The following is a 26,522-nucleotide window of genomic DNA, read 5'->3' on the forward strand; positions in this document are numbered from 1 at the left end:
TGCGCCCCTTACGAGCTCCTCCCTTCAGCCCTCCGGGAGCTCGACCGGCGCGATCTCGTCGAAGACGTCGCCCGGGCCGGGGTTCGTCGGGTCCGTCTCCCCGCCGAACTGCGCCATCACGCCCCACACCGCGTTCAGCGCGGTCTGCACGGCTCCCTCGGCCCAGCCCGCCGTCCATGAGATGTCGTCGCCCGCGAGGAACAGGCCGCGCTTGTCGGCGGGCAGCCGGTCCTGCATGAAGTGGGTGAACAGGCGTCGCTGGTAGCGGTAGTGGCCGGGCAGGTTGGCCTTGAAGGCACCCATGAAGTACGGCTCGTTCTCCCAGGAGACGGTGACCGGGTTGCCGATGACGTGCTTGCGGATGTCGACGCCCGGATAGATCTCGCCGAGCGACTTGAGCATGACGTCCATGCGCTCGTTCGGGGAGAGCGGCAGCCACTTCAGGCTGTCGTCGCACCAGGTGTAGGAGAGGCAGATGACGGCCGGCTTGTCGGGGCCGTCGTCCAGGAGGTACGTCCCCCGGGTCATCCGGTCCGTGAGCGTCATGGACATCGTGTCCCTGCCGGTGGCCTCGTCCTTGTCCAGCCAGAACGGCCGGTCGACGGGCACGAACAGCTTGGACGACTCCATGTAGTGGGTGCGCTCCATCGCCGTCCAGTGGTCGATCGGGAAGAGCGCGTCGTCGCAGGCGATCTTGGAGAGCAGCAGCCAGGACTGACCGGTGAAGACCGCCGCCCGGTAGGTGCGGATGTCACCGGTGGCGTCGGTGACCGTGATCCGGTTCCCGGCGGTGCGGTCGAGCCGTGTCACGGCGGTACGCGGCTCCCCGTCGTGCAGGGAGGAGAGCGACGTGCCGAGCGGCCAGTGCACGATCTTTCGCGGTTCACGGTCCCACAGGCGCAGCGGCAGCTGCTGGCTGCCGCCGACGATCCCCCGGTGGTGGTCGTCGGCCTCGGTGTAGACGACGCGGAGGATCTCCAGGATCGAGTTGGGGAAGTCGGTGTCCCAGCCGCCGGTGCCGAAGCCGACCTGCCCGAAGATCTCGCGGTGCCGGAACGAGGCGAAGGCGTCGGATCCGCACAGGAAGCCGTAGAAGGTCTGGTCGTCGAGCTTCTCGACGAGCTTCGCCCAGATCTCCCGGATGCGCGGTACGTCGCGCTCGCGCATCGCGCGGTTCATGTCGGAGAAGTCCGCGCCCTCCTCCAGGCAGGAGTTCCAGGCGTCCATCACCTCGCGGTAAACGGGCGGCAGGTCGTCGATGGTCCGCGCGTAGTGGGACTCGCCCTTGAGGTCGACGACGGTCGACGGAGTGGCCGGGGAGAGGGGGTTGGGGAACGGCTTGGTCTCCAGACCCACCAGGTCGATGTAGTGCTGGAGCGCCGTGGACGAGGGCGGGAAGCGCATGGCGCCCATCTCGGCCGTCAGCGAGGGGTCGCAGCCGTCGAAGCCCACGGTGCGCAGCCGGCCACCGATCCGGTCCGCCTCGTAGACCACGGGCTTCAGGCCCATCTTCATGAGTTCGTACGCGGCGATGATTCCGGAGAGCCCTCCGCCGATGACGGCCACCTCGGCACCGTGCTCGGTCGCCGGTATCTGCCCGATTCCCGCCGGGTGGGCGAGGTAGTCGTCGTAGGCGTACGGGAAGTCCGGCCCGAACATGGTGATCGGCGGCTGCGCGTCGGTGTGCTGGACGGCGTTGGGCACCGTGGACGTCATGGGGTACGGACTCCTAGCGGGGGAAGAGCGTCGGACGGGGGCGGGATGCTCAGACCAGAGAGCCGTACAGGCCGGGGAGGCGGTCCTCGAGATACGGGTTGGCGGCGCGTGACCCGGCGAGCAGCCCGGGGTCGACCTCACCGACGAGCAGTTCCTCGCCCCGGCCTGCGCGGGCGCGGACCGTGCCGTCGGGGCCGGCCAGGCAGCTGAGCCCCGTGAAGTCGAACTCGCCTTCTCTGCCTGCCCTGTTGACGTAGGCGATGTAGAGCTGGCTCTCGAAGGCGCGGACGGGTACGACGGCTTCGGCGACGAACGGGAAGGGGTGCATCAGCGCGGTCGGGACCAGCAACAGCTCGGTACCGGCCAGGGCGTGCGCGCGCACGTTCTCCGGGAACTCGACGTCGTAGCAGATCAGCAGCCCGATCTTCACGCCGTCCAGCTCGGCCTGCACCACGGGACGCTCACCGGGGGTGAACCACTCCTCCTCGAAGCTGCCGAAGAGGTGCGTCTTGCGGTAGTTGGCGAGTGGCGCCCCGTCGGGGCCCATGAGCTGCGCCGCGTTGAAGACCGCCTCGCCGGCGCGCTCCGGATAGCCGTAGTGGACGGCGAGGCCGCGTCGTGCGCAGATCTCGGCGACCGCTTGCGCGGCGGGTCCGTCCGCGGGCTCGGCGAGCTCGGGGACGGCGTCTCCGATGGCGTAGCCGGTGAGGAACAGCTCCGGGCAGACCAGCAGCCTGGCCCCCGCGGCGGCGGCCCGCGCGGCGGCCCCGTCGAGCGTGGCGAGGTTGTCGTCCACGGAGCCGGCTCGTCCGGAGCTCTGGAGCAGGGCGGTGCGCAACGGCGGCATGGCTGACCTCGGGCGGGACGAGCGGGGTGGGGAGACGTATTGAAGGTACGGCGCGGAGATCACCGCCGACAAGACGCGATTGTTGCGCACACACCGTCGATCCGTTGCGCGGAAAGGGGCTCGGGCGGCGATTCGTTGCATGAGGCGTCTTCGCAGGTCAGGCGAGTGATGTCGGTCTCGTCCCGTGGGCGTCGGCCGGCCCCGGAGCCGGGCTCCCGCGACACCCGGCCTCTGCCCCCGGCACCGGCACCGGCCCGCCCTCAGGCCGGCCCACCCTCAGGCCGGCCCACCCTCAGGCCGTCGGACCCTCAGGCCGGAGGGCCCGACGAGTACCGCCGCAGCAGCGGGGAGAGGACCAGGACCGACTTGGTCCGCTCGACGTACGGCTCGCCGGCGATCCGCTCCAGCACCTGCTCGAAGTGCCGCATGTCGGCGGCGAAGACCTGCACGATCGCGTCTGCGTCGCCCGTCACCGTGGACGCGGACGCGATCTCCGGATAGGCGGCCAGGCCCCGCTTGATGGCTTCGGGAGCGGTGTTGCGGCTGCAGTAGATCTCGATGAACCCCTCGGTCTCCCAGCCGAGCGCCGCCGGGTCGACCCGCACGGTGAAGCCCGTGATGGCGCCTTCGGCGCGCAGCCGGTCCACACGGCGTTTCACCGCGGGTGCGGAGAGGCCGATGAGGGCGCCGATGTCCGCGTAGGAGCGACGGGCGTCCTCGGCGAGGGCGTGGACGATGCGTTCGTCGAGATCGTTCAGGCGCACTTCGGGTGGGTCACTTCTCTGCGGCGGGAGGGTCCGGGGGCGGCACGGGCCGCCCCCGAAGTAGACCACGGGCGCCCCGGGCGGAGCGCGCTCACCGCGGGGAGCGGCAGGTCAGAAGGGGAACTGCGAACGGCCGTGCTGGACCGAGATCCACTTCTGCGTGGTGAACGCCTCGAGCATCGACTCGCCGTTCAGCCGCCCCAGGCCCGAGTTCTTCTCCCCGCCGAAGGGAACGATGGGCTCGTCGTGGACGGTGCCGTCGTTGATGTGGATCATGCCGGTCCGGATCTGCTGCCCCACCCGTACGCCGCGCTCGATGTTGCCGGTGTGGACGGCGCCGCTCAGCCCGTACGGGGTGTCGTTGGCGATCCGCACGGCCTCGTCCTCACCGTCGAAGGGGATCAGCAGGGCCACCGGCCCGAATATCTCCTGCCGCAGGACGGGAGAGTCGTCGGCGAGGCCGGTCAGGACGGACGGACTCACCACATTGCCTTCGGCCCGGCCGTGCAGCAGTGCCGTGGCGCCGGCCTCCACGGTCTCGTCGACGAGCTTGGCCACCGCGTCGGCCTGCGATGAGCTGATCAGCGGACCGATGTGCGTCGCGGGGTCGGCCGGGTCGCCCACCCGCAGTGAAGCGACCTTGGCGACGAACTTCTCGGTGAACTCCTGCTCCACCGAGCGGTCCACCAGGATGCGGTTGGCCGCCATGCACACCTGGCCCTGGTGGATGAAGCGGCTGAAGACGGCAGCGTCGACGGCGTAGTCGACGTCGGCGTCGTCCAGGACGATCAGCGCGCTGTTGCCGCCCAGTTCGAGCACCGCGCGCTTGAGGTTGGCCGCGCAGACCGTCGCGACGTGACGGCCGATCCTGTCCGAGCCGGTGAAGGAGATGACCTGCGGGACCGGGTGCTCCAGCAGGCTGTCGCCGATCTCGGCGATGTCGGTGACCACCACGTTCAGCAGCCCGGCGGGCAGCCCCGCCTCCTCGAACACCTTGGCGATCAGCGTGCCTCCGCAGACCGGGGTGTTCTGGTGCGGCTTGAGGACCACGGCGTTGCCGAGGGCCAGCGCGGGTGCGACCGACTTGAGCGACAGCAGGAAGGGGAAGTTGAAGGGACTGATGACGCCCACGACGCCCACGGGCAGCCGGTAGACGCGGTTCTCCTTGCCCTCGGTCGGCGAGGGGAGTATCTGCCCCGTGGAGCGCAGGGTGAGCTGGACCGCCTCGCGCAGGAACTCCTTCGCGAGGTGCAGTTCGAAGCCCGCCTTCAGCCGGGTGCCGCCGAGCTCCGCGACGATCGCCTCGCCGATCTCGGCCTCGCGCTCCTCGACGACGCGCAGCGCCTTCTCCAGCACGGCCCGCCTGGCGTACGGGTTCGTGTCCGCCCATTCCGGCTGCGCCCGCTCGGCGGCCCGGTAGGCCTGGTCCACCTCTCCGGCCGTCGCGACGGTGATCGACGCGAGCTTCTCACCGCTGTACGGGTTGAAGTCGATGATGTCCCAGGACCCCTTCCCCGGCCTCCACTCGCCGTCGATGTACTGCTGGGCCAGGTCGGTGAAGAAGGATGTCATGAAGTCCCTTACCGCAGAGGGGGCGGGCAGCTGATTGCGGCTCATATTACTTATGCTTCAACCATGTTGAAGAGGTACCGGAGTGCTCGCATGTGACGAGGACCGGCCTCCATGACCTCGGGCGCGCATGCGAAGTGCCCCTCCCGGCGCGAACACCGGAAAGGGCACCCATGATGCGGGGCCCAGCGGCCCCGCGACATCAACTCCAGCTGGCGTGGAGCGGCTTGCCCTCCGCATAACCGGCGGCGCTCTGCACACCCACGACCGCCTTCTCGGCGAACTCCTCCAGCGAGGACGCGCCCGCGTAGGTGCACGAGGAGCGGACACCGGCGATGATCGAGTCGACCAGGTCCTCCACACCGGGGCGGGTGGGGTCGAGGAACATCCGCGAGGTGGAGATCCCTTCCTCGAACAGGCCCTTGCGGGCCCTGTCGTAGGCGGACTCCTCCGAGGTGCGGTTCTTGACCGCGCGCGCCGAGGCCATGCCGAACGACTCCTTGTAGTACCGCCCGTCGGCGGACTGCTGGAGGTCACCGGGCGACTCGTAGGTACCGGCGAACCAGGAACCGATCATGACGTTGGAAGCGCCCGCGGCGAGCGCCATCGCCACGTCGCGCGGGTGCCGGACACCGCCGTCGGCCCAGACGTGCTTGCCGTGCTTCTTCGCCTCGGCGGCACATTCCAGTACGGCGGAGAACTGCGGCCTGCCCACGCCGGTCATCATCCGGGTGGTGCACATCGCGCCGGGACCCACACCGACCTTGATGATGTCGGCGCCGGCCTCGATCAGGTCACGCACGCCCTCTGCCGCCACGACGTTACCCGCGACGATCGGCACCTCCGGGCCGAGCGCCCGGACGGCGGCGACCGCGCTGATCATGGATTCCTGGTGGCCGTGCGCGGTGTCCACGACGAGGGTGTCGACGCCGGCGTCGAGGAGCTGCTTGGCCTTGCCGGCCACGTCGCCGTTGATGCCGACGGCCGCCGCGATCCGCAGCTTGCCGTCCGCGTCGACCGCGGGGGTGTAGAGCGTCGCGCGCAGCGCCGCCTTGCGGGTGAGGATGCCGACGAGCCGGCCGTCCGCGTCGACCGCCGGAGCGAGCTTGCGATTGGCGCCGTCGAGCTTGGTGAAGGCCTCGCGCGGGTCGATGTCCGCGTCCAGCAGGACCAGGTCCTTGGACATGACCTCGGACAGCTGGGTGAAGCGGTCGACGCCGGTCAGGTCGTGCTCGGTGACGACGCCGACGGGCCGGTGCCCGGCGTCCACGACGACGCCGGCCCCGTGGGCCCGCTTGTGCAGGAGGGACAGTGCGTCGCCGACGGTCTGGCCGGGGGCCAGCACGATCGGCGTGTCGAGCACGAGGTGACGGTTCTTGACCCAGCCGATGACCTCGGTGACGACCTCGATCGGAATGTCCTGGGGGATCACGACCAGGCCGCCGCGCCGGGCGATGGTTTCGGCCATCCGGCGGCCCGCGATGGCGGTCATGTTCGCCACGACGAGCGGAATGGTGGTGCCGCTGCCGTCCGGCGAGGAGAGATCCACGGCCTGCCGGGACCCCACCGCGGAGCGGCCGGGAACCATGAAGACATCGTCGTACGTCAGGTCGTAGGGGACCGAGGGAGAGGTCGTGTAGCGACCGGTACCGGGCTCAAGAAAACGCATAACACCCATTTTTTCATACGAAACGGTGCAGGTCGTTTCCACGAAAACACAGCAATGAGCCCCCACGTTCGTCAGTTCCTCCAAGGAGGCTGTCCGGGGGGCCGGGCAAGTGGAACCTGCCTTACCCATGGACCCTACCCGAACAGGAATCGCTCCTTCGTGATCACTATCCCTGGACCGGGTGACGAGGGGTCAGGTAGCTTCAAAACCGCAGGTCTCTGCGGTAGGCGCGATGCCGCCCACGAGCCCGGAACACCTGTCACGCGTTTGACCGGAGAGGATGGGGATCCGCCTGTGGAAAGCGAACTGCCCGACATCTACTGCCCGTTCCCCCGGCGCAGCAACTCGCACGTACCTCACACCCGTGAACACCTCGACACCTGGACGCGGCGCACCGGCCTGATCCATCGGGAATCGGCCAGGCGGCGTTTCGCCCAGGCGGACTTCGGCGCCTTCGTGGGCATGGTCTACCCGACGGCGAACAGCGAGCACCTCGATCTGGTCGCCGACTGGTTCGTCTGGCTCTTCCTCGTCGACGACCAGCTGGACGACGGACACCTGGGGCGCAGCCCCGACCGTGTGCGCGAGGTGGTGGAGCGGATGCGCGCCGTGGTCGAGGGTACGGCGCCCGGTCCCCGTCCGGACGAGGAGGCCCCCGCCGCACTCGTCGCCCTGGCGGACCTGTGGGAACGTACGGTTCCGGAGGCCTCCCCCCACTGGCGCGCCCGTTTCACCTGGCACCTGATGACGTACCTGACGACCGCCACCACCTGGGAGGCGGGGAACCGCGCCGACGGGGTCGTACCGTCGGAGGCCACGTACATCGCCAAGCGACGGCACACCGGGGCGATCCACGTGTGCATGGATCTGATCGAGATCGTCGTCGGCATCGGGGCGCCCGAGTCGATCCACAACGACGCCCGGTTCATCACGGCGCTGGAGGCGTCCTGCAACGTCGTGTGCTGGGCGAACGACGTCTACTCCTACGAGAAGGAACAGCTCCTGGGCGAGATCCACAATCTCGTCCACCTGGTCCGTCACCACCGCGGCTACGGGAAGCGCCAGGCACTCGAGCACGTGTGCGCGGAGATAGCCGCGGAGACGAAGCGGTTCCTCGCCGCCGAGAGCGAGCTGCTCGACCTGTACCCGGAACTGGCGGGCCTGCTGGTGCCCTATCTCGACGGGATGCGGAGCTGGATGCGCGGGAATCTGGACTGGTCGCGGCAGACCCCCCGCTACAACCCGGCGGACGTCAGCCAGTACGCGGAGCCCGCGGCCTACCTGGAGGAGTCCGTGCTCGGCGTCGGCGCGGACCACGCACCGCTGGGCGCGGGTGACAGCCGCTGAGGACGGCACGGCGGAGGCCGGGCACCCTGTGGTGCCCGGCCTCCGCCGTGCTCGGGGGGCGGTCGTCCCGGGATCGGTCGTGATCACGGTCGGACGTGCCTGGGATCAGTCGTCCGGGTCGGCACGCTCCAGTGCGGGCCGCTGACCGGCGGCGGACTCCGTCAGGAGGAAGTCGGCCGCCGCCGTGTCCGTGACGAGGCTGGTGACCAGACCCGAGCGCAGCACCGCGCCGATCGCCGCCGCCTTGCGCTGGCCCCCGGCGATGGCCACCACCTCGGGGATCCGGCGCAGCCTGTCGGCCTCCACGGTGATGCACCGCTCACCGAGGTCCCGGCCGACCCTTCGTCCGTCCGCGTCGAAGAGGTGGGCGGACATCTCCGCCGCCACGCCGAGCGAGGCGTAGTGGCCCCGCTCCTCGTCCGAGAGCATGTCGTGGACGGTCGAGATGCCGGGTTCCCAGGATCCGATGGAGACCGCGGCGACGGTCACCTTGTCGAAGTACTCGAAAGCGCGGGCGATACCCGTCTGGTGCCGCAGCGCGGCCGCCGTCGCCGGGTCGGGCAGAAGCATCGGAGCGTAGATGGGGTGCGCCTCACCGCCGGACACCTGAGCGGCCCGGCGGACCGCCTCGACCGAGCCGCGCTCGGCCGTGCCGGCGTCGTAGACCCCGGTCAGCTGTACGACCGTGCACGGGGGCAGCCGGTCGAGGGCCGCCGCCATGTGGATGGTGGAGCGGCCCCAGGCCAGCCCCAGCACATCGCCCTCGTTCACCAGCTCGCCGAGCAGATCGGCCGCGACCTCACCCAGGTTCTCCGGATCGGCGGCGTCGTCCTGCTCCTCCGCCGGGGATTCGACCACGACAGCGTGCCGCAGGCCGTAACGGGCCCGGAGCGCGTCGGAGCGCTCCGCGTCCAGCTCCGCCGGTACCCGGATCTCGATCCGTACGAGATCACGCTCGAGGGCCGTCTCCAGAACCCGGGCCACCTTGAAGCGGCTGACGCCGAACTCCTCGGCGATCTGGATCTTCGACTTTCCCTCGAGGTAGAACCGGCGGGCCATGGCCGCCGCCTGCACCAGCTCCGCGGGTCCCATCCGCATGGCTGACCGACCCGCCGAGATGCCAGACACCGCGATCTCCTCACTGTTCACACGCTCGTACGCCGTTCATCCTGTCAGATCCGGCGATCCTTGATCAGGCCCGTCGGGCCACGTTCATCTGAGCTTTGTTCAGTGGCCGCATGCCCAGGGTGCGGAAGCCGTGACGGTGTCCGCCTGGGCACGCAGCGCCCGCACCGCCTCGGCCGGGTCCTCGGCCCCGTAGACCGCCGACCCGGCGACGAACACATCCGCGCCGGCCTCGGCGCAGCGCTCGATGGTGGCGGCCGAGACCCCGCCGTCGACCTGCAGCCACAGCTCGAGACCGTGCTTCGAGATCAGCTCACGGGTGCGGCGGATCTTCGGCAGCATGATGTCCAGGAAGGCCTGGCCCCCGAAGCCGGGCTCCACCGTCATGATCAGCAGCATGTCGAGCTCGGGGAGCAGGTCCTCGTACGGCTCGATGGGTGTGGCGGGCTTGAGCGCCATGGAGGCGCGGGCGCCCTTCGCCCTGATCTCCCGGGCCAGCCGAACGGGCGCGGCCGCGGCCTCCGCGTGGAAGGTGACCGAGCCGGCACCGGCCTCGACGTACTGCGGCGCCCAGCGGTCCGCGTCCTCGATCATGAGATGGCAGTCCAGCGGGGTGTCCGTGGCCTTGCTCAGCGCCTCCACGATGGGCACGCCGAGTGTCAGGTTGGGCACGAAGTGGTTGTCCATGACATCGACATGGAGCCAGTCGGCGCCTTCCACCGCCTTCGCCTCCTCGGCGAGACGGGCGAAGTCGGCGGACAGGATGCTGGGGTTGATCTGGGCCATGTACCCAAGCCTGCCATGCTCGGCGCCACTTCCTCGCCCAGGTGCGCTCCAAAGCCTCACGGGATCATTACGGTTCGCACGGTCCCCGGTCTTTTCTCCCCCTCGGATCCGCTTTCCGGGCCCGGGCCGCCCACGGGATCCGCCGGAAGGGGCAGCCCCCTCCGCCGGTCCCACCGCCCCTGGTCCGCCCCGCCCCGCCCCGGGGAGCGGGCTCGACGGCCGGCGGGCGAGCCCCGGAGCCGGTGACCCGCTGCGGTCCGTACCAGGGCGCGGACAGCCCCTGGTGCCGGCCATGAGGCTGTGTTAGAAACTCCCCGTGACCAGCGACCAGTTCCTGAAGGAGCGCCTCAGCATCGATCTCTGCCGTGTGACCAGCTGCTCCTGTTGAGCCTGGCCCGGCAGCGCTGAGCGCTACCTGAACTGTGCGGCGTCGTCCGCCCGCCTTCCGGCCGCCCCTCGGGTGAGCCGGCGGTCCCCTCCAGAGCCCTGTCCGTGAGCCCGGACCGGACGGTCACCGTCCGCGTACGCCGGATCGGTCATTCACGTTCTGCGGGGGCCTTCCTCCCCACGTTGCCCGCGGGCGCTGTCGTCCGCGCTCCGCAACCCCTTGCCCGGCCCTGCCTGCCCTCCCGGCGGCCCTGCGCCCGCGGCACCTCTCGACGGAGTCCGCCATGACCTCACCCGCCACCACGGAGAAGCAGCCGTCCCGCCCGGCGCTCTCCGGTGAACCCGCTTCCCCGCCCACTGCGCGCCGCCGCTCGCCGGAGAGGGCCGCGCGGCTGCGCAGGGTGGGGCTGCGGCTGCTCGCGCTGATCGTGCTGCTCGCGCTCTGGCAGCTCGTCACCGCACTGCGGCTGTGGTCACCGTTGCTGGTACCGCCGCCGTCGGCCGTCTGGGACGCGCTCGTCGAGACGTCCGGCACCCACGACGGGGTGCGCGGCTATCAGGGCCACACCCTGATCGAGCATCTGGGCATCAGCCTGCGCCGGATCGCCATCGGCGCGGGCGCCGGTGTCCTGGCCGGACTCGTGGCCGGGGTGCTGATGGGCACGCTGCCGTGGGTGCGGGTGGTGTTCGAACCGGCGGTGGCCTTCCTCCGTACCCTGCCGCCGCTCGCCTACTTCAGCCTGCTGATCATCTGGTTCGGCATCGACGAGGCGCCCAAGCTGTGGCTGCTGGCGATCGCCGCCATGCCGCCCGTGGCCGTGGCCACCGCGTCCGCCGTCGCCTCCGCGCCCGCCTCGCTGGTCGAGGCCGCGCGGGCCATCGGGGCACGCCGCTCGCAGGTGGTGACCTCCGTCGTCCTGCCGTCCGCGCTGCCGGAGATCCTGGTCGGCGTACGGCTGGCGTTCGGGATCGCCTACTCCTCGGTGGTCGCCGCCGAGACCGTCAACGGACTGCCCGGCATCGGCGGCATGATCCGCGACGCCCAGCGCTACAACCAGTCCGACGTGGTCGTCCTCGGACTCTTCGCGATCGGCGTCTCCGGCCTGTTGATCGATGCCCTGCTGCGGGGCGCCGAGAACCGGCTCGCGCCCTGGCGCCGGCTTTCGTGACCGCCCTGCCCCGTACCACCGCTCCGGCTCCCTCCCCGTGCCGATCCCCACGAACAACGAACGAAGGACTACGCCATGCCCGGTACACGCGGTCCGCACCGCACCTCCATGCTCGTCGCGGCTCTGGGAGCACTCGTCGTGGTCACCGCCTGCGGTACCGGCGGCGGCGGAGGCGGTGACGACCAGGGCGACGGCAGAACGATCCGGATCGGCTACCAGGCCTTCCCCAGCGGCGACCTGATCGTGAAGGAGAAGGGCCTGCTGGAGAAGGCCCTGCCGGACCACACGATCAAGTGGATCAAATTCGACTCCGGCGCGACCATCAACACCGCCTTCGTGGCCGGATCGGTCGATCTGGCCGCGATCGGCTCCAGTCCGGTGGCGCGCGGTCTCTCCGAGCCGCTGAACATCCCCTACCAGGTCACCTGGGTGCTGGATGTCGCGGGTGACAACGAGGCGTTGGTGGCCCGTGACGGCTCCGGCATCAAGGACGTCAAGGATCTCGCGGGCCGCAAGGTCGCCACACCGTTCAGCTCCACCTCGCACTACAGCCTGCTCGCCGCGCTCGACAAGTCGGGCGTGGACGCGTCGAAGGTCGATCTGCTCGACCTCGAACCGCAGGACATCGTCGCGGCCTGGTCGCGCGGGGACATCGACGCGGCGTACGTCTGGCTGCCCACACTCGACGAACTCGGCAAGACCGGCAAGACCCTGGTGTCCAGCCGGGAACTGGCCGAGGCCGGCAAGCCCACGCTCGACCTGGGGGTGGCGTCCACCGCCTTCATCAAGAAACAGCCCGAGGTCGTCACCGCCTGGCGCAAGGCCCAGGCACAGGCGCTGGACCTGATCCATGACGACCCGTCGGCCGCCGCCGAGGCCGTCGGCAAGCAGCTCGGGGTCAGCCCCCAGGACGCCGCCGCCCAGCTGAAGCAGGGCATCTTCCTCAAGCCGGCCGACCAGGCCGACGACAAGTGGCTGGGCCGCCCGGGCCAGGTCGGCGGCCTGGCGGAGAACCTGCGGAGCGCGGCGGAGTTCCTGGCCGGGCAGAAGCAGATCCCGGCCGCACCGGAACTCTCGGAGCTGGAGAAGGCCGTGTACGTGGAAGGGCTCAGCGATGCAGTCTCCCGATGACCTCCGAGCCGATGGCCCTCGAGCGGATGACCCTCGAGCCGATGGCCGTCGAGCCGACGAGCGGGGCAGCACCCGAGAAGTCGCTCCGGAAGAGCCCCGGGCCGGTACGGCAACCGTCCCGCCCGCCGTGGCCGTACGTGAGGTGACCCACCGCTACGGGCGGGGCTCGGACGCCGTGACGGCCCTCGGACCGCTGTCGCTCGACATCCCGGCCGGTGAGTTCCTGGTGCTCGTGGGCCCGTCCGGGAGCGGGAAGAGCACGCTGCTGCGGCTGATCGCCGGTTTCGAGGAGGCCTCGAACGGCCACGTCACGGTGCACGGCCGGAAGCCGGAGCCGGGACGCCAGGCGGGAGTCGTCTTCCAGCAGCCGCGGCTGTTCCCCTGGCACACGGTCGGCGAGAACGTCTCCCTGGCGCTCCGCTACGCCGGAGTCCCCCGGGCCGAGCGCCCCGCGCGCGTCGAGGAGTTGCTGGACCGGGTCGGGCTGGCCGGCACCGCACGACGCAGGACCTGGCAGATATCGGGCGGCCAGCAGCAGCGGGTGGCCATCGCCCGGGCCCTGGCCGGCGGCAGGGACCTGCTGCTGCTCGACGAGCCGTTCGCCGCCCTGGACGCGCTCACGCGTGAGCGGCTCCAGGAAGACCTGCGGACGGTGAGCGCCCGGACGGGGATCACCTCGGTCTTCGTCACGCACAGCGTGGACGAGGCCGTCTTCCTCGGTACCCGCGCGGTCGTCCTGAGCGCCGGTCCGGGCACCGTCGCACTCGACGTCCCCATCCCCCTGCCCCGCACCGGGAGCGACGACCCGGACGGGCTGCGGGGGCTGCCCGAGTACGCCGCGCTGCGCGCCGAGATCGGCGCGGCGGTACGCGAAGCGGCCCGCTGAGCCGAAGGGACCGCCCGTCCCGGGCGGGCGGCCCCGCAACCCCCACGCAGACAGGAGTCCCCATGTCCCTCACCGCATCCATCGGTTCCGCCCCCGCGCTGCGCGCCTCCCGGCTGCCTCCGGACGGGCTGTACGAAGGTCCCCGCGAGCTGCGCAGGCTGGCGCCGGGACAACCCGACCGGCCCTACACGCTGTTCGACGTCGTACCGCTCGGCCCGGTGATCGGGGCCGAGGTCAGGGGTGTCGACCTGACCCGTCCGCTCGTGCCCGCGGTGCGCGAGGAGCTCGACAGGGCGCTGCTGGAGTGGAAGGTGCTCTTCTTCCGCGGGCAGCACCCCAGCTCGGCCGAGCAGCGGGCCTTCGCCCGCAACTGGGGCGAGCTGGAGACGAACCCGCTGCTGGCAACCGGGGACGACCCGGAGGTGGCGCGCTTCGACCGCGCGTCCGCGCCGAGCTTCGAGAACGTCTGGCACACCGATGTGACGTTCCGCGAGCGGCCGGCGCTCGGCGCCGTCCTCCACCTGCGTGAGGTGCCGCCGTACGGCGGCGACACGATGTGGGCGGACATGGCTGCCGCGTACGACAATCTCCCGCCGGAGGTGAAGGGGCGTCTGGAAGGGGCGCGTGCGGTGCACGACTTCGTGCCGGGTTTCGCGCGGTTCACCCCCGAGGAGCGGCTGGCCCCCTTCCAGGACCGCTTCCCGCCGGTGGAGCACCCGGTGGTGCGGACGCATCCCGGCACCGGACGCCGGATGCTCTTCGTCAACACCTCGTTCACCACCCGGATCGTCGGGTGGGACCGGGAGGAGAGTGACCGGATGCTGCGCCTGCTGTTCCAGCAGGCGCATGTGCCCGAGTACCAAGTGCGCTTCACCTGGCGCGCGGGGGACGTCGCGTTCTGGGACAACCGGGCGACCCAGCACTACGCGGTGAACGACTACGCCCCGCACCGCAGGGTGGCCGAGCGGGTCGCCGTGGCGGGTGACCGTCCGCGCTGACCGGACGGCCCGCGCGGGGCTGCGCCGCCCGGTCAGCCCGTGCGGCGCAGCAGGGCCAGGTACATCGCGTCCGTGCCGTGCAGATGCGGCCACAGCTGGACGTCCGGCCCGTCACCCAGCGCGGGCACACCCGGGAGGAGCGGGCGGGCGTCGATCCACTCCGCCTGGGCGGGCGCTCCGCCGCGCCCCTTGAGTACGTCCTCGACGACGACCCGGGTCTCGGCGAGGTGCGGCGAGCAGGTCGCGTAGCCGACCACCCCGCCGATCCGTACGGCCTTCAACGCCTCGCGCAGCAGGCCGCGTTGCAGCGGGCCGAAGCTCTCCAGGTCCTCCGGGCGGCGGCGCCAGCGGGATTCCGGGCGCCGGCGCAGCGCGCCGAGGCCGGAACAGGGCACGTCCACGAGGACCCGGTCGAAGGAGCCCGGCCGCCACGGTGGCCGGGTCCCGTCAGCGGTGATCACCTGGTACGGCCCCGGGTTGCCCGCCAGCGCTCGCTCGACGAGCCGGGCACGGTGCGGCTGCTTCTCCGCGGCGAGCAGGGTGGCCCCGCGTCCGGCGGCGAGCGCGGCCAGCAGCGCGGCCTTGCCGCCCGGACCGGCGCAGCCGTCGAGCCACCGGGTGTCCTCGCCTTCGACCGGAGCGTCGGCCAGTGCGGCGGCGACGAGCTGGCTGCCCTCGTCCTGCACACCCGCGCTGCCGTCCCTTACGGCGGCCAGGGCTCCGGGCTCGCCGCCCTCGGCCATCCGCACGGCGTACGGCGACCAGCGGCCGGGGAGACCGCTCTCCTCGCCCAGGGCGTCCAGCAGCTCCTCGGTGGTGGAGCGGCCGGGGCGGGCGACCAGCGTCACCTCCGGCCGTTCGTTGTCCGCCTCCAGCAGGTCCTCGATCCCGGCGCGGCCGCCACCCAGGGCGTCCCAGAGGGCGGTGACGATCCACCGGGGGTGCGAGTGGACGACGGAGAGGTTCTCCTCGGCGTCCTCCTCGTACGGGGGTGCCACGCGCTCCACCCATCCGTCGAGGTCGTGCGCGGAGACCTTGCGCAGCACCGCGTTGACGAACTTGGCTCGGCCCTCCCCCAGCACCACCCGCGCCAGCTCCACACTGGCGGAGACGGCCGCATGGGTCGGGATGCGGGTGCCGAGCAGCTGGTGGACACCCATGTTGAGCACGTCGAGCACCGGCGGGTCGACCTCGCGCAGCGGCCGGTCGATGCAGGCTGCGACGATCGCGTCGTAGGTGCCCTGGCGGCGCAGGGTCCCGTAGACCAGCTCGGTCGCCAGCGCCGCGTCCCTGCCCTCGAAGTCGCCCTTGGCGCGCGCCTTCTTCAGCAGCGGGGGAAGCACGAGGTTGGCATAGGCGTCCCGCTCGTCGACGGCCCTGAGCACCTCGAAGGCGAGGAACCGCACCGGATCCTTCTTGGGGCGGCGGTGGGGCTTGGCGGGACGGCGACGCTGCTGGTCGTTCACGTGAAAGGTGCTCCGCTGATGGTGAGGGGGCTAACCCGTCCAGCGTACGTCGCCGCCTCCGCAGGCCGGAATCGAAGCCTCAGGTACCCAGCAGCTCGCCGTGGGCGATGCGCACGCCGCGGGCCCAGTCGGCGGCCCTCATCGGCTTCTTGCCCTGCGGCTGGACCCAGAGGAGCTCCACGGCGTGCGAGCCGGTGCCCACGTACACGTTGTTCTTGCCCGCGGACAGCTCGCCCGGCGCCAGATCGGTGCGGTCCAGGACGGGCGCGGCCTGCACCAGCTTGAGGCGCTCCCCACGGAAGAGGGTCCATGCCCCGGGAGCGGGGGTGCAGCCGCGCACCACCCGGTCGACCCGGAGCGCGGGCGCGGACCACTGCACCTGTGCGTCCTCGACGCTGATCTTGGGCGCGAGTGTCACGCCCTCGGCAGGCTGCGGGACGGCGTGCAGGGTGCCGTCCTCGATGCCGTCCATGGTCGCGGCGAGCAGCCCGGCACCCGCGAAGGCGAGGCGGGTGAGCAGGTCACCGCTGGTGTCGGTGGGCCGGACCTCCTCGGTCAGGACTCCGTACACCGGTCCCGAGTCCAGTCCTTCCTCGATCAGGAAGGTCGACGCGCCGGTGACCTCGTCCCCTGCCATCACCGCGTGCTGCACGGGCGCCGCCCCGCGCCAGGCGGGCAGCAGCGAGAAGTGCAGGTTGACCCAGCCCCGCGCGGGCACGTCAAGCGCGGTCTTCGGGAGCAGGGCACCGTACGCCACCACGGGGCAGCAGTCCGGTGCGATCTCCCGCAGCCGCGCCAGGAAGTCCTCGTCGCGCGGCCTGGCGGGCTTGAGCACCTCGATGCCCGCCTCTTCCGCACGTTCGGCCACGGGGCTGGCGATCAGCCGGCGTCCCCGCCCGGCCGGTGCGTCGGGGCGGGTCACCACCGCGGCCACCTCATGGCGGTCGGAGGCGATCAGGGCGTCCAGAGCGGGAACGGCGACCTCGGGGGTGCCTGCGAAGACGAGCTTCATGGGTGGCGGACTGCCTCTCGGGCCGGAACGTACGTGGCGAGCAGCACACCAGTCTAAGGGCTGCTCCGGAGGCCTCGCCCGGCCAGGCCCGGCCGACGGGCAGGGGGCGTACGCACGTCCGTGCGCCCCGCGCATATGCACATACGCCCCCGTTGCGTGACCACATGGCCGGGTGACGCGTTGGTCAAGTGAGATTGACCGAAGTGGGCCGCCGCCGCGCGGTCCGATCCCTTTCAACGCCGGTTCGAGAGGCTTGTTCATGGCCGACCACGCAACCCACGACGCCCAAGCGCGTGCCAGCCTGCACCTGCTGGTGCGGGACATCGAGCGGGTCCGGCGGCAGGTGGACGCGCTGCGTACGCTCACTGCGCAGCTCGGCAACGTCTACCGTCCGCGCCGCTCCGGCCCGTCAGCGGGCTTCGTCGTCTACGGCAGGGCCCCGGCCCCCACGGTCCGGCTCGCACAGGAGCTACGGGACAGCGTCGAGACGCTGGTCACCGCGGCGGTGGACTTCGACCGTTCGCTGGGCTTTTCGTGGGACGCGGTGGGCTCCGCCCTCGGGGTCACCAAGCAGGCGGTGCACCGCCGGTACGGCGCCCGCCGCACCACTCCGCAGCCGGGGTCGGTGGAGACCGCTCCCGACAACGCGAACCGCGCGGTGCCCGCCACGCAGGGCTCCTCCCCCGTCCTGCCGGCCGTGCCCGCGGCCCGCTCCATGCCGCCTCAGCCGTCCGACCGCCCCGGCGCCTTCCCCGGCCCCCGCAACGGCTGACGGCGGCGGCCTGCGACTGGGCCCCGGTGGGCGGCGCCGACGGGTGGGGACCGCGGCCGGGCCTGCGACTTCGGACGGCAGCGGAGACAGGGCGCTCCCGAGCAGCCCGTCGCGGCGACCGAGGACGCACACCACCGGACAGCGGCCACCGGACGCGTGGCCCCCGGGTGACTTCCGGCCCCCTCGCCCGCTCCGGCCCGTCAGCCGATGTCCGGCGGATCGATCCTGATGCGTACCGGGTCGCCGCTACTCCTGGCCGTCCGCGCCGCCTGCGCCGCCTTCAGGGCGGACGCCAGCGCCGCCCCCCGGCCGGGCGGGACCCTGACCAGCGCCCGCTCCCAGGTCTCGCCGGGCGGGGCGTCCCCCTGTCTGCGGGGCCTGCCCGGAGTCGCTCCCGGCACCGGTCCGAGCACCTCCGCCTCGGGCGGCAGCTCCGCCCCGGCGAGGTACGCGGCCACGGCCTCCGGCGGGCCGGTCACCGAGGCCATCCGGGACACCGGTGGGAAGCCGAGTTCGGCGCGTTCCGCGAGCTCCCGACGGGCGTGGCCGACCGGGTCCCACCTGACCAGGGCCTGCACGGGCCGCAGGGTCGGCTCGGCGACGATCACCACCGTCCCGCCGTCCGGCTGCCCCCGCACCAGCGCTGCGGCGGCCGTCCAGCGCCGCAGCGCCTCCTCTCCCGCCCGGAGGTCGGGCCGGCCGACCATTGCCCAGCCGTCCAGCAGCAGCGCCGCCGCGTAACCGCCCTCGGCGACCGGCTCCGCCCCGGGGGTGCTGACGACGAGTGCGGGCCCGTCGGGGACGGAGTCCAGCACATGGTCCCGCCCGGACGTCCGTACCGGGACGGCGGGAAAGGCGCGTCCGAGCTCCTCGGCGGTCCTGCGGGCCCCCACGATCTGGGCCCGCAGCCGCACCCCTCCGCAGGCGGCGCAGCTCCAGGCCGTCTCGGCCCGCCCGCACCAGGCGCATACGAGGTCCTGCTGGTCCGGTGCCTGGAGCGGCCCGGCGCAGTGCCGGCACCGCGCGGGTTCACGGCAGCGCTCGCAGGCCAGCCTGGGCGCGTACCCCCTGCGCGGCACCTGGACGAGCACCGGTCCGGTGCGCAGGCCGTCACGCACGGTCTGCCAGGCCAGGCTGGGCAACCGCGCCGAGCGGGCCGCGCCGTCCCGCGCGAGCTCCCCGTCGCCGACGGTACGTACGAGGGGGGCCGCGATCCGCAGCTGGTCCCGGTCCGCACGCAAGGGGAGGGCCCAGCCGCTCTCGACCAGCTGGGCGGCCTCCACCGTGCAGCTCGTCCCGCCAAGGAGGAACGCGCAGCGGCCGTGTGCCGCCCGCAGCTCCAGGACCTCCCTCACGTGCGGGAAGGGGGCGTTGTCGTCGCTGTGGCTGGAGTCCCCGTCGTCCCAGAGGGCCACCAGGCCCAGGTCGGCAACCGGGGCGAACATCGCGGCCCGCGTCCCGACCACCGCGCGCACGGAGCCGCGCGCCACCGCCAGCCACTGGCGGTAGCGCTTCTCCGGTCCCGAGTCGGCGGTCAGCAGCGCGTGGTGCCCGTCCCCCAGCACGTCGGTGAGCGCGGCGTCGACCCGTCCCGCGCTCCGTCCGTCCGGTACGACGACGAGCGCGCCCCGGCCCGAGGCCAGGGTCGCTGCCATGGCGCGGGCGATCTCCTCGGGCCAGTGCGGTCCGGGCAGAGCCGTCCACACGGCCCGGGGCGCCCCGCCCTCGGCCAGCGCCCGCAGGAAGCCGGGGCCCTGTGCGTAGCGCTCCCAGGTCCCGGGAGCGGGGGCGGGGGGCGGCGGCAGCGGTGCGGGCGAGGGTCTGCCCTCGGCGCGGCCGTTCCTGGGCGGCACCGCGAGCTGCAGTACGTCGGCGAGGCTGCCGGCGTAGCGGTCGGCCACGGCCCTCGAGAGCTCCAGCAGCTCCGGTCCCAGCACGCGCTCGGGCGAGACGACGTAGGCGAGGGCCGCCAGGGCTCCCTGGTAGTCCGACGACTCCCGCCGCTCGATGAGGAAGCCGTCGATCAGCCCGCCGCCCTCGCGCCTCCCGCCGCGGACCTGGCGTCCTCCGGCCCCGAAACGCACCCGGACCCGGACGCCGGGCTGCGCGTCCGCGTCGAGCTCCTCGGGGACGGCGTAGTCGAAGTACTGGTCGAGGTGGAGTGCGCCCTTGTTCACCAGGACGCGGGCGACCGGAAGCTTCCCGGCGAGGGCGGCGCCCCGCCAGGTCCGGGGCTTGGCGCGGGGCACCTTGGCCCGGCGCACCGTCTCCCGGATGAGCGCAAGCTGCTCCGGTGCCCCGGAAGCGGGCTCGTCGGACCGCTCGTCGTCGCTGCTCACAGCCACATTCCTACCAGACGCCACTGACACGTCCCGGCCCTCGGGAACAGCCGCACGCACCGGGGCCCGGACACCGTGTGCGGTGTCCGGGCCCCGGACCGAGGATCGCGGGCGTGGGTGCTAGAGCCCCGCGGCCTGGCGGAGCGCCTCCACGCGGTCCGTGCGCTCCCACGTGAAGTCGGGGAGCTCGCGGCCGAAGTGCCCGTACGCCGCGGTCTGGGCGTAGATCGGGCGGAGCAGGTCGAGGTCGCGGATGATCGCGGCCGGGCGGAGGTCGAAGACCTCACCGATGGCGTTCTCGATCTTCTCCGTCTCGACCGCCGCGGTGCCGAAGGTCTCCACGAACAGGCCCACCGGTTCGGCCTTGCCGATCGCGTAGGCGACCTGGACCTCGCAGCGGGTGGCGAGCCCGGCCGCCACGACGTTCTTGGCGACCCAGCGCATGGCGTAGGCGGCCGAGCGGTCGACCTTGGACGGGTCCTTGCCGGAGAAGGCGCCGCCGCCGTGGCGGGCCATGCCGCCGTAGGTGTCGATGATGATCTTGCGGCCGGTGAGGCCGGCGTCGCCCATCGGGCCGCCGATCTCGAAGCGGCCGGTCGGGTTCACCAGCAGGCGGTAGCCCTCGGTGTCCAGCTTGATGCCGTCCTCGATGAGCTGCGACAGGACGTGCTCGACGACGAACTCGCGGATGTCGGGCGCGAGCAGCGAGTCCAGGTCGATGTCGGAGGCGTGCTGCGAGGAGACGACGACCGTGTCGAGGCGGACGGCCTTGTCGCCGTCGTACTCGATGGTGACCTGGGTCTTGCCGTCGGGGCGCAGGTAGGGGATGGTCCCGTTCTTGCGGACCTCCGAGAGCCTGCGCGAGAGCCGGTGCGCGAGGTGGATCGGCAGAGGCATCAGCTCGGGCGTCTCGTCGCAGGCGTAGCCGAACATCAGCCCCTGGTCGCCGGCGCCCTGCTTGTCGAGCTCGTCCTCATCGCCCTCGACACGCTTCTCGTACGCGGTGTCGACACCCTGGGCGATGTCCGGGGACTGCGCCCCGATGGAGACCGAGACGCCGCAGGAGGCTCCGTCGAAGCCCTTCTTGGAGGAGTCGTAGCCGATCTCCAGCACCTTGTTGCGCACGAGGTTGGGGATGTCGGCGTAGGCCTTGGTCGTGACCTCACCCGCGACGTGCACCAGACCAGTGGTGATCAAGGTCTCGACGGCGACGCGCGAGGAGGGGTCCTCACGCAGGAGCGCGTCGAGAATCGTGTCGCTGATCTGGTCAGCGATCTTGTCGGGGTGGCCCTCGGTAACGGACTCCGAGGTGAAGAGACGGCGGGACACATCGCTCCCTGGGGTTGCAGCGGCTGCTGGCTGATCATTTGTGGAACTCCGGGAGCTGCGCCCGGCACATTCCGTCGACCAGTTTATCGGTCGCTTCCGGTGATTGGGTCACGCGTCTCGCCCCTTGGGAGGTCTGTGACCTGCGGCACTGTTGACAGCAGTACGACAATCACTCCTTCCGTGTGCGAGTTATAGCTGTTTGTCGTGACTTCCTTCTCGCCGGGGCGGCGCTTACGCAATCTAACCGAAACGCGCCGCCACCAGGTCCCATACCGTGTCAGCAAGCGCTTCCTTCGGCCCGTACGGCACAGCGGTCTCCCCGCCGTCGGCCCCGAGAACGACCGCCTCGTTCTCCTCGGACCCGAAGGTCTTGCGCTCCCCCACCTCGTTCACGACGAGCAGGTCGCATCCCTTGCGGCGCAGCTTCGCGCGGCCGTTGGCCAAGACGTCGTCGGTCTCGGCGGCGAAGCCGACGACGATCTGCCCGGGCCGGGCCCGGTCCGCGGCGACCTCGGCGAGGATGTCGGGATTGCGGACGAGGGCGACGGGGGCCGGTTCCTGCCCGTCCTTCTTCTTGATCTTCCCGGTCGCGTAGGCGGCGGGCCGGAAGTCCGCGACCGCCGCGGCCATCACCACCACATCGGCGTCCTCCGCGGCCTTCAGCACGGCCTCGCGCAGCTGCACGGCGGTCCCGGCGCGCAGGACGTCCGCGCCCGCGGGGTCGGGAAGACCCGTGTTGGCCTCGACGAGCGTCACCCTGGCGCCCCGCGCGACGGCGGTGCGGGCGAGGGCGTAGCCCTGCTTGCCCGAGGACCGGTTGCCCAGGTAGCGCACCGGATCGAGCGGCTCACGGGTGCCGCCCGCACTGATCACCACGTGACGGCCCGCGAGATCGGGGACGCCGGGACCTCGGGCCAGGACACGCCGGCAGACCTCGAAGATCTCCCCCGGGTCCGGCAGCCGTCCCTTACCCGTGTCCGCACCGGTGAGCCTGCCGACGGCGGGCTCGACGACGACGGCGCCGCGGCGGCGCAGGGTGGCGACGTTCTCCTGCGTGGCGGGGTGCTCCCACATCTCGGTGTGCATCGCGGGCGCGAAGACGACCGGACAGCGCGCGGTGAGCAGCGTGTTGGTGAGGAGGTCGTCGGCCAGGCCGTGGGCGGCCTTGGCGAGCATGTCGGCGGTTGCGGGGGCGACCACGACGAGATCGGCCGCCTGGCCGGTCCGGACGTGCGGCACCTCGTGCACGCTCTCCCAGACCTCGGTCGACACGGGGTTCCCGGAGAGGGCCGACCAGGTGGCCGCCCCGACGAAGTTCAGCGACGCCTCGGTCGGAACGACCCGTACGTCGTGGCCGGACTCGGTCAGCCTGCGCAGCAGTTCGCACGCCTTGTAAGCGGCGATGCCTCCGCTGACCCCCAGGACGACCTTCGGCTTCTCCACTGCGTCTCCCCGCACTCGTGTCTCCGCGCACTGACGTGCGGCCTCATGACGTACGTACCCATGCTGCCTCACCGCCCGGGGTGCGCTCCGGCGGGTCCGGGGCCGGACACACCACAGGCCCGGCGGGTACCGGCCGCCGGGCCTGTGGTGAAGGTGCGTTTCCTGCCTGCCGCCTGCTTACTGCGCGGGGCCCTCGATGGCCTCGGAGGTCAGCAGGCCCGCGTTGATCTCGCGGAGCGCGATCGAGAGCGGCTTCTCGTGCACGTGGGTGTCGACGAGCGGACCGACGTACTCGAGGAGGCCTTCACCGAGCTGCGAGTAGTACGCGTTGATCTGACGCGCGCGCTTGGCGGCGTAGATCACAAGGCTGTACTTCGAGTCGGTGGCCTCGAGGAGCTCATCAATCGGCGGGTTGATGATGCCCTCGGGCGTGGTGATGGAAGAGGACACTCTCTGCCTTCCGAAGGGGATAGAGATCAAAGAGATCTTTGATCATGCTGGTTCCGCAGTGGTGATGCTCTGCGTCCGCGGACCGGTCGAGGACCGGTGAGGTCAGTCGTCGGTACCGCGGAGGCCGGAAGCCTGCAGCATCAACGTTAGCAGCTCGCGTGCCACGTCCTCGACGGAGGTGTTGACGAGCGTCGTGTCGAACTCCGCCTCGGCGGCCAGCTCGACCTTCGCGGCGGCGAGCCGTCGCTCGATCACGTCGGGCGCCTCGGTCCCGCGGCCCGTGAGCCGGCGCACCAGCTCGTCCCAGCCGGGCGGCGCGAGGAAGACCAGCTGTGCCTCGGGCATCGACTGGCGGACCAGCCGTGCGCCCTGGAGGTCGATCTCGAGCAGTACGGGCTCGCCCGCCTCCAGGCGGTCGAGCACGGCCCGGCGGGGCGTGCCGTAGCGGTTGCCCGCGAACTCGGCCCACTCCAGCAGCTCGCCGTTGGCGATCAGCTTGTCGAACTCCTCGTCGTCCACGAAGAAGTAGTGGACACCGTTGCGTTCGCCGGGGCGGGGCTTACGGGTCGTCGCCGACACCGAGAGCCAGACCTCGGGGTGAACCTTGCGCATATGAGCGACGACCGTGCTCTTGCCGACCCCGGAGGGGCCGGAGAGCACGGTCAGCCGCGGACGTACGTCCGGGGGTACGGGGGACGTCCCCCGGGATGTTGCAGCCATGGGGCGATTATCCAGGTTCTCAGGGGTGCCTGAGAACGTCAGGCGGCGCTGCCGCCGAACTCACGCTCCAGGGATGCGATCTGGTTGGAGCCAAGACCCCGGACCCGGCGGCTCTCGGAGATGCCGAGCCGCTCCATGATCTGCTTGGCGCGGACCTTGCCCACGCCCGGCAGGGACTCGAGAAGAGCGGAGACCTTCATCTTGCCGATGACGTCGTTCTCCTGGCCCTGCTTGATGACCTCATGGAGCGAGGCGCCGGAGTGCTTGAGTCGATTCTTGACCTCGGCCCGCTCCCGGCGAGCCGCGGCGGCCTTTTCGAGCGCGGCTGCGCGCTGTTCAGGGGTAAGGGGCGGAAGAGCCACGCCTACGTCACCTCGGATGTCGATCTGTCGGATACGGACCGGCGAGGAACCTGGCGGTTCCACACCTGGTGAGCAACGAACAACCTGTGCTCGTTGGCTCTCGACGGAGACTAGCGGCCATGACCGCCTGAGTCAGCGAGAACAGCGGAAAAGTCCTGGTCAGCCTCAGACGACCCGGACATTCCAGCCAAAACAACCCGGAATTCTGGTCAGGATTCCGCGAACAGGCTGTTACGTGGCATCGTCAGCTTTCCGGGACGGCCGTACGGACCTCGTCCGCGAACCGTCCGGCGGCTTCGCGCAGCCCTGACGCGTCCGGTCCGTGGCGCAGCACGCCCCGGCTCACGCTCGGCACGACGTTGCGCACCGCGGCGCCGAAGACGCGGGGCAGGTCCGCCGGGGTGGCGCCCTGGGCGCCGATGCCGGGAGCCAGCAGCGGACCGTTGACCGACAGGTCGACCCCCACGTCCCCGAGCGTGGCACCGACGACCGCACCGACGGAACCGAGCGGAGTGGCCCCCGCGTTCTCGGCGGCCATGTGGTCGAGCATCACCTGGGCCAGTGACCGCCCGTCCGCTGCGGTGGCGCGCTGCACCTCCGCCCCCTCCGGGTTGGAGGTGAGGGCGAGCACGAACACACCCGCGCCGGAGACCTCGGCGGCGTGGAGCGCCGGGCGCAGCGAGCCGAAGCCGAGGTACGGCGAGACGGTGACCGCGTCCGAGAACAGCGGCGAGTCCTTGTCGAGGTAGGTGGCCGCGTAGGCGCCCATCGTGGAGCCGATGTCGCCGCGCTTGGCGTCCATGAGCACGAGGGCCCCCGCCGCGCGGGACTCCTCGACGGCCTTCTCCAGGACGGCGATGCCGCGCGAGCCGAAGCGCTCGAAGAACGCCGACTGCGGTTTGAGCACGGCGACCCGGTCGGCCAGTGCCTCGACGACCGTGCGCGTGAAGCGCTCGAGGCCGGCGACGTCGTCGTTCAGGCCCCAGGAGGTCAGCAGGGAGGCGTGCGGGTCGATGCCGACGCAGAGCGGACCGCGGGTGTCCATGGCGTGGCGCAGGCGCGCGCCGAAGGGTTCGAGGGTCACTGCATGACCTTCCGTGTCTCGGCGCCGACGGCTTCGGCGAGGGTGGCGTACGGGGATGCGGCCAGGCGGGCGGCCAGGCCCTTGTGGATCGCGCGGGCGTAGAACGGGCCCTCGTAGATGAAGGCGCTGTAACCCTGGACGAGCGTGGCACCGGCCAGGATGCGCTGCCAGGCGTCCTCGGCGGTCTCGATGCCCCCGACGCCCACCAGGGTGATCCGGGTCCCCACGCGGGCGTACAGGCGGCTCAGGACCTCCAGGGAGCGCTCCTTGAGGGGTGCGCCGGAGAGTCCACCGGTCTCCCGGGCCAGGGAGGCGTCGGACTTCAGGCCGAGGCCGTCGCGGGCGATGGTGGTGTTGGTGGCGATGATGCCGTCCAGACCGAGCTCGACGGCGAGGTCGGCGACCGCGTCCACGTCCTCGTCCGCGAGGTCCGGGGCGATCTTGACGAGCAGCGGGACCCGCCGGCCGGTGACGGTCCGGTCGGCGGCCTCGCGCACCGCGGTGAGCAGCGGGCGCAGTGCCTCGGTGGCCTGGAGGTTGCGCAGGCCGGGCGTGTTGGGAGAGGAGACGTTCACGACGAGGTAGTCGGCGTGGGCGGCCAGCCGCTCGGTGGACTTCACGTAGTCGCCCACGGCTTCGTCCTCGGGGACGACCTTGGTCTTGCCGATGTTGACGCCGACGGTCGTACGGAAGACCGGGGTGCGGGCGGCGAGGCGCTCGGCCACGGCCGCGGAGCCCTCGTTGTTGAAGCCCATGCGGTTGATCAGCGCCCGGTCCGCGACGAGGCGGAACAGCCGCTTCTTCGGGTTGCCGGGCTGCGGCTCACCGGTGACGGTGCCGATCTCGATGTGGTCGAAGCCGAGCATCGACATGCCGTCGATCGCCACGGCGTTCTTGTCGAAGCCGGCGGCGAGCCCGAAGGGACCGTGCATCCGCAGGCCGAGCGCCTCGGTGCGCAGCTCCTTGTGGCGGGGGGCGAGCGCGGCGGCCACGAAGGTGCGCAGCACGGGCGTACGGGCGGCGAGCCGGATCCAGCGGAAGGCCAGGTGGTGGGCCTGTTCCGGGTCCATCCGCTTGAAGACCAGCTGGAAGAAGAGTTTGTACATCACGGTGTCCTCATGAAGAGGGGGACACCGTTTCCGGTGTCCCCC

Annotated in this window: 23 protein-coding genes; 6 read left to right on the forward strand and 17 right to left on the reverse strand. The window is 71.5% G+C overall.

Features of this window, described 5'->3' with window-relative positions:
- Nucleotides 1-24 precede the first annotated feature (24 nt).
- The 5 genes from OO67_RS27290 to OO67_RS27310 form a co-directional block, all read right to left on the reverse strand.
- A complete protein-coding gene (locus OO67_RS27290) occupies nucleotides 25-1,716 on the reverse strand; it encodes a flavin monoamine oxidase family protein (protein ID WP_033304281.1) in 1,692 nt (563 codons plus the stop codon).
- Nucleotides 1,717-1,765: 49 nt separating this feature from the next.
- Entirely contained in the window at nucleotides 1,766-2,563 is a 798-nt protein-coding gene (locus OO67_RS27295; RefSeq protein WP_033304283.1) for a carbon-nitrogen hydrolase family protein, read from the reverse strand.
- A 308-nt stretch (nucleotides 2,564-2,871) separates the two neighbouring features.
- Nucleotides 2,872-3,327: an Lrp/AsnC family transcriptional regulator gene (locus OO67_RS27300; RefSeq protein WP_033304285.1), complete on the reverse strand. Its 456-nt coding sequence runs from the start codon at nucleotides 3,325-3,327 to the stop codon at nucleotides 2,872-2,874.
- A 111-nt stretch (nucleotides 3,328-3,438) separates the two neighbouring features.
- A complete protein-coding gene (locus OO67_RS27305; RefSeq protein WP_033304287.1) occupies nucleotides 3,439-4,899 on the reverse strand; it encodes an aldehyde dehydrogenase family protein in 1,461 nt (486 codons plus the stop codon).
- Between the two features lie 199 nt (nucleotides 4,900-5,098).
- On the reverse strand, nucleotides 5,099-6,565 hold the full coding sequence (locus OO67_RS27310) for a GuaB1 family IMP dehydrogenase-related protein (protein WP_033304289.1): 1,467 nt from the start codon (nucleotides 6,563-6,565) through the stop codon (nucleotides 5,099-5,101).
- A gap of 294 nt (nucleotides 6,566-6,859) precedes the next feature.
- Between OO67_RS27310 and OO67_RS27315 the strand changes: the two genes are divergently transcribed.
- Nucleotides 6,860-7,912, forward strand: coding sequence for a terpene synthase family protein (locus OO67_RS27315; RefSeq protein WP_033304291.1), 1,053 nt, complete (start codon nucleotides 6,860-6,862; stop codon nucleotides 7,910-7,912).
- 105 nt (nucleotides 7,913-8,017) lie between these two features.
- On the opposite strand, the gene OO67_RS27320 is transcribed toward OO67_RS27315, so the two are convergent.
- Nucleotides 8,018-9,010, reverse strand: coding sequence for a sugar-binding transcriptional regulator (locus OO67_RS27320; protein WP_051709906.1), 993 nt, complete (start codon nucleotides 9,008-9,010; stop codon nucleotides 8,018-8,020).
- Between the two features lie 129 nt (nucleotides 9,011-9,139).
- Nucleotides 9,140-9,823, reverse strand: coding sequence for a ribulose-phosphate 3-epimerase (gene rpe / locus OO67_RS27325; RefSeq protein WP_033304293.1), 684 nt, complete (start codon nucleotides 9,821-9,823; stop codon nucleotides 9,140-9,142).
- 671 nt (nucleotides 9,824-10,494) lie between these two features.
- Here rpe and OO67_RS27330 point away from each other — a divergent pair.
- From OO67_RS27330 to OO67_RS27345, 4 genes are all read left to right on the forward strand, one after another.
- Nucleotides 10,495-11,379, forward strand: coding sequence for an ABC transporter permease (locus tag OO67_RS27330; RefSeq protein ID WP_033304294.1), 885 nt, complete (start codon nucleotides 10,495-10,497; stop codon nucleotides 11,377-11,379).
- Nucleotides 11,380-11,454: 75 nt separating this feature from the next.
- Nucleotides 11,455-12,510, forward strand: a complete 1,056-nt coding sequence (locus OO67_RS27335; RefSeq protein ID WP_033304295.1) for a taurine ABC transporter substrate-binding protein — start codon at nucleotides 11,455-11,457, stop codon at nucleotides 12,508-12,510.
- Nucleotides 12,494-13,396 (forward strand): ABC transporter ATP-binding protein, encoded by a 903-nt coding sequence (locus OO67_RS27340; protein WP_382056226.1) that lies wholly within the window; start codon nucleotides 12,494-12,496, stop codon nucleotides 13,394-13,396. The genes OO67_RS27335 and OO67_RS27340 overlap by 17 nt, the downstream gene beginning before the upstream one ends.
- 62 nt (nucleotides 13,397-13,458) lie before the next feature.
- Entirely contained in the window at nucleotides 13,459-14,394 is a 936-nt protein-coding gene (locus OO67_RS27345; RefSeq protein ID WP_033304299.1) for a TauD/TfdA dioxygenase family protein, read from the forward strand.
- A gap of 32 nt (nucleotides 14,395-14,426) precedes the next feature.
- Here the strand turns inward: OO67_RS27345 and OO67_RS27350 are convergent, their stop codons facing one another.
- Nucleotides 14,427-15,860: an RsmB/NOP family class I SAM-dependent RNA methyltransferase gene (locus OO67_RS27350; RefSeq protein WP_033304301.1), complete on the reverse strand. Its 1,434-nt coding sequence runs from the start codon at nucleotides 15,858-15,860 to the stop codon at nucleotides 14,427-14,429.
- Between the two features lie 79 nt (nucleotides 15,861-15,939).
- Nucleotides 15,940-16,872, reverse strand: a complete 933-nt coding sequence (fmt, locus tag OO67_RS27355; protein ID WP_033304302.1) for a methionyl-tRNA formyltransferase — start codon at nucleotides 16,870-16,872, stop codon at nucleotides 15,940-15,942.
- Between the two features lie 259 nt (nucleotides 16,873-17,131).
- Here fmt and OO67_RS27360 point away from each other — a divergent pair, with 259 nt between their 5' ends.
- Nucleotides 17,132-17,644: a hypothetical protein gene (locus tag OO67_RS27360; protein WP_033304303.1), complete on the forward strand. Its 513-nt coding sequence runs from the start codon at nucleotides 17,132-17,134 to the stop codon at nucleotides 17,642-17,644.
- A 200-nt stretch (nucleotides 17,645-17,844) separates the two neighbouring features.
- Here OO67_RS27360 and OO67_RS27365 read toward each other — a convergent pair whose 3' ends face one another.
- The 8 genes from OO67_RS27365 to OO67_RS27400 form a co-directional block, all read right to left on the reverse strand.
- Nucleotides 17,845-19,983, reverse strand: coding sequence for a primosomal protein N' (locus OO67_RS27365; protein ID WP_033304305.1), 2,139 nt, complete (start codon nucleotides 19,981-19,983; stop codon nucleotides 17,845-17,847).
- A 120-nt stretch (nucleotides 19,984-20,103) separates the two neighbouring features.
- Nucleotides 20,104-21,312: a methionine adenosyltransferase gene (gene metK, locus OO67_RS27370; RefSeq protein ID WP_033304307.1), complete on the reverse strand. Its 1,209-nt coding sequence runs from the start codon at nucleotides 21,310-21,312 to the stop codon at nucleotides 20,104-20,106.
- 240 nt (nucleotides 21,313-21,552) lie between these two features.
- Nucleotides 21,553-22,755 (reverse strand): bifunctional phosphopantothenoylcysteine decarboxylase/phosphopantothenate--cysteine ligase CoaBC, encoded by a 1,203-nt coding sequence (gene coaBC / locus OO67_RS27375; protein ID WP_033304309.1) that lies wholly within the window; start codon nucleotides 22,753-22,755, stop codon nucleotides 21,553-21,555.
- Between the two features lie 177 nt (nucleotides 22,756-22,932).
- Nucleotides 22,933-23,205: a DNA-directed RNA polymerase subunit omega gene (rpoZ, locus tag OO67_RS27380; RefSeq protein WP_003970369.1), complete on the reverse strand. Its 273-nt coding sequence runs from the start codon at nucleotides 23,203-23,205 to the stop codon at nucleotides 22,933-22,935.
- Nucleotides 23,206-23,307: 102 nt separating this feature from the next.
- On the reverse strand, nucleotides 23,308-23,925 hold the full coding sequence (gene gmk / locus OO67_RS27385) for a guanylate kinase (protein ID WP_051709907.1): 618 nt from the start codon (nucleotides 23,923-23,925) through the stop codon (nucleotides 23,308-23,310).
- 38 nt (nucleotides 23,926-23,963) lie between these two features.
- Nucleotides 23,964-24,287, reverse strand: coding sequence for an integration host factor (locus tag OO67_RS27390; RefSeq protein ID WP_014157387.1), 324 nt, complete (start codon nucleotides 24,285-24,287; stop codon nucleotides 23,964-23,966).
- A 244-nt stretch (nucleotides 24,288-24,531) separates the two neighbouring features.
- Nucleotides 24,532-25,371 (reverse strand): orotidine-5'-phosphate decarboxylase, encoded by an 840-nt coding sequence (gene pyrF / locus OO67_RS27395; protein ID WP_033304313.1) that lies wholly within the window; start codon nucleotides 25,369-25,371, stop codon nucleotides 24,532-24,534.
- Nucleotides 25,368-26,477, reverse strand: a complete 1,110-nt coding sequence (locus OO67_RS27400) for a quinone-dependent dihydroorotate dehydrogenase (RefSeq protein WP_033304315.1) — start codon at nucleotides 26,475-26,477, stop codon at nucleotides 25,368-25,370. Before OO67_RS27400 ends, pyrF begins: the two co-directional genes overlap by 4 nt.
- Nucleotides 26,478-26,522 lie beyond the last annotated feature (45 nt).

This window comes from Streptomyces atroolivaceus (genome assembly GCF_000717025.1).
GTDB lineage: Bacteria > Actinomycetota > Actinomycetes > Streptomycetales > Streptomycetaceae > Streptomyces > Streptomyces atroolivaceus.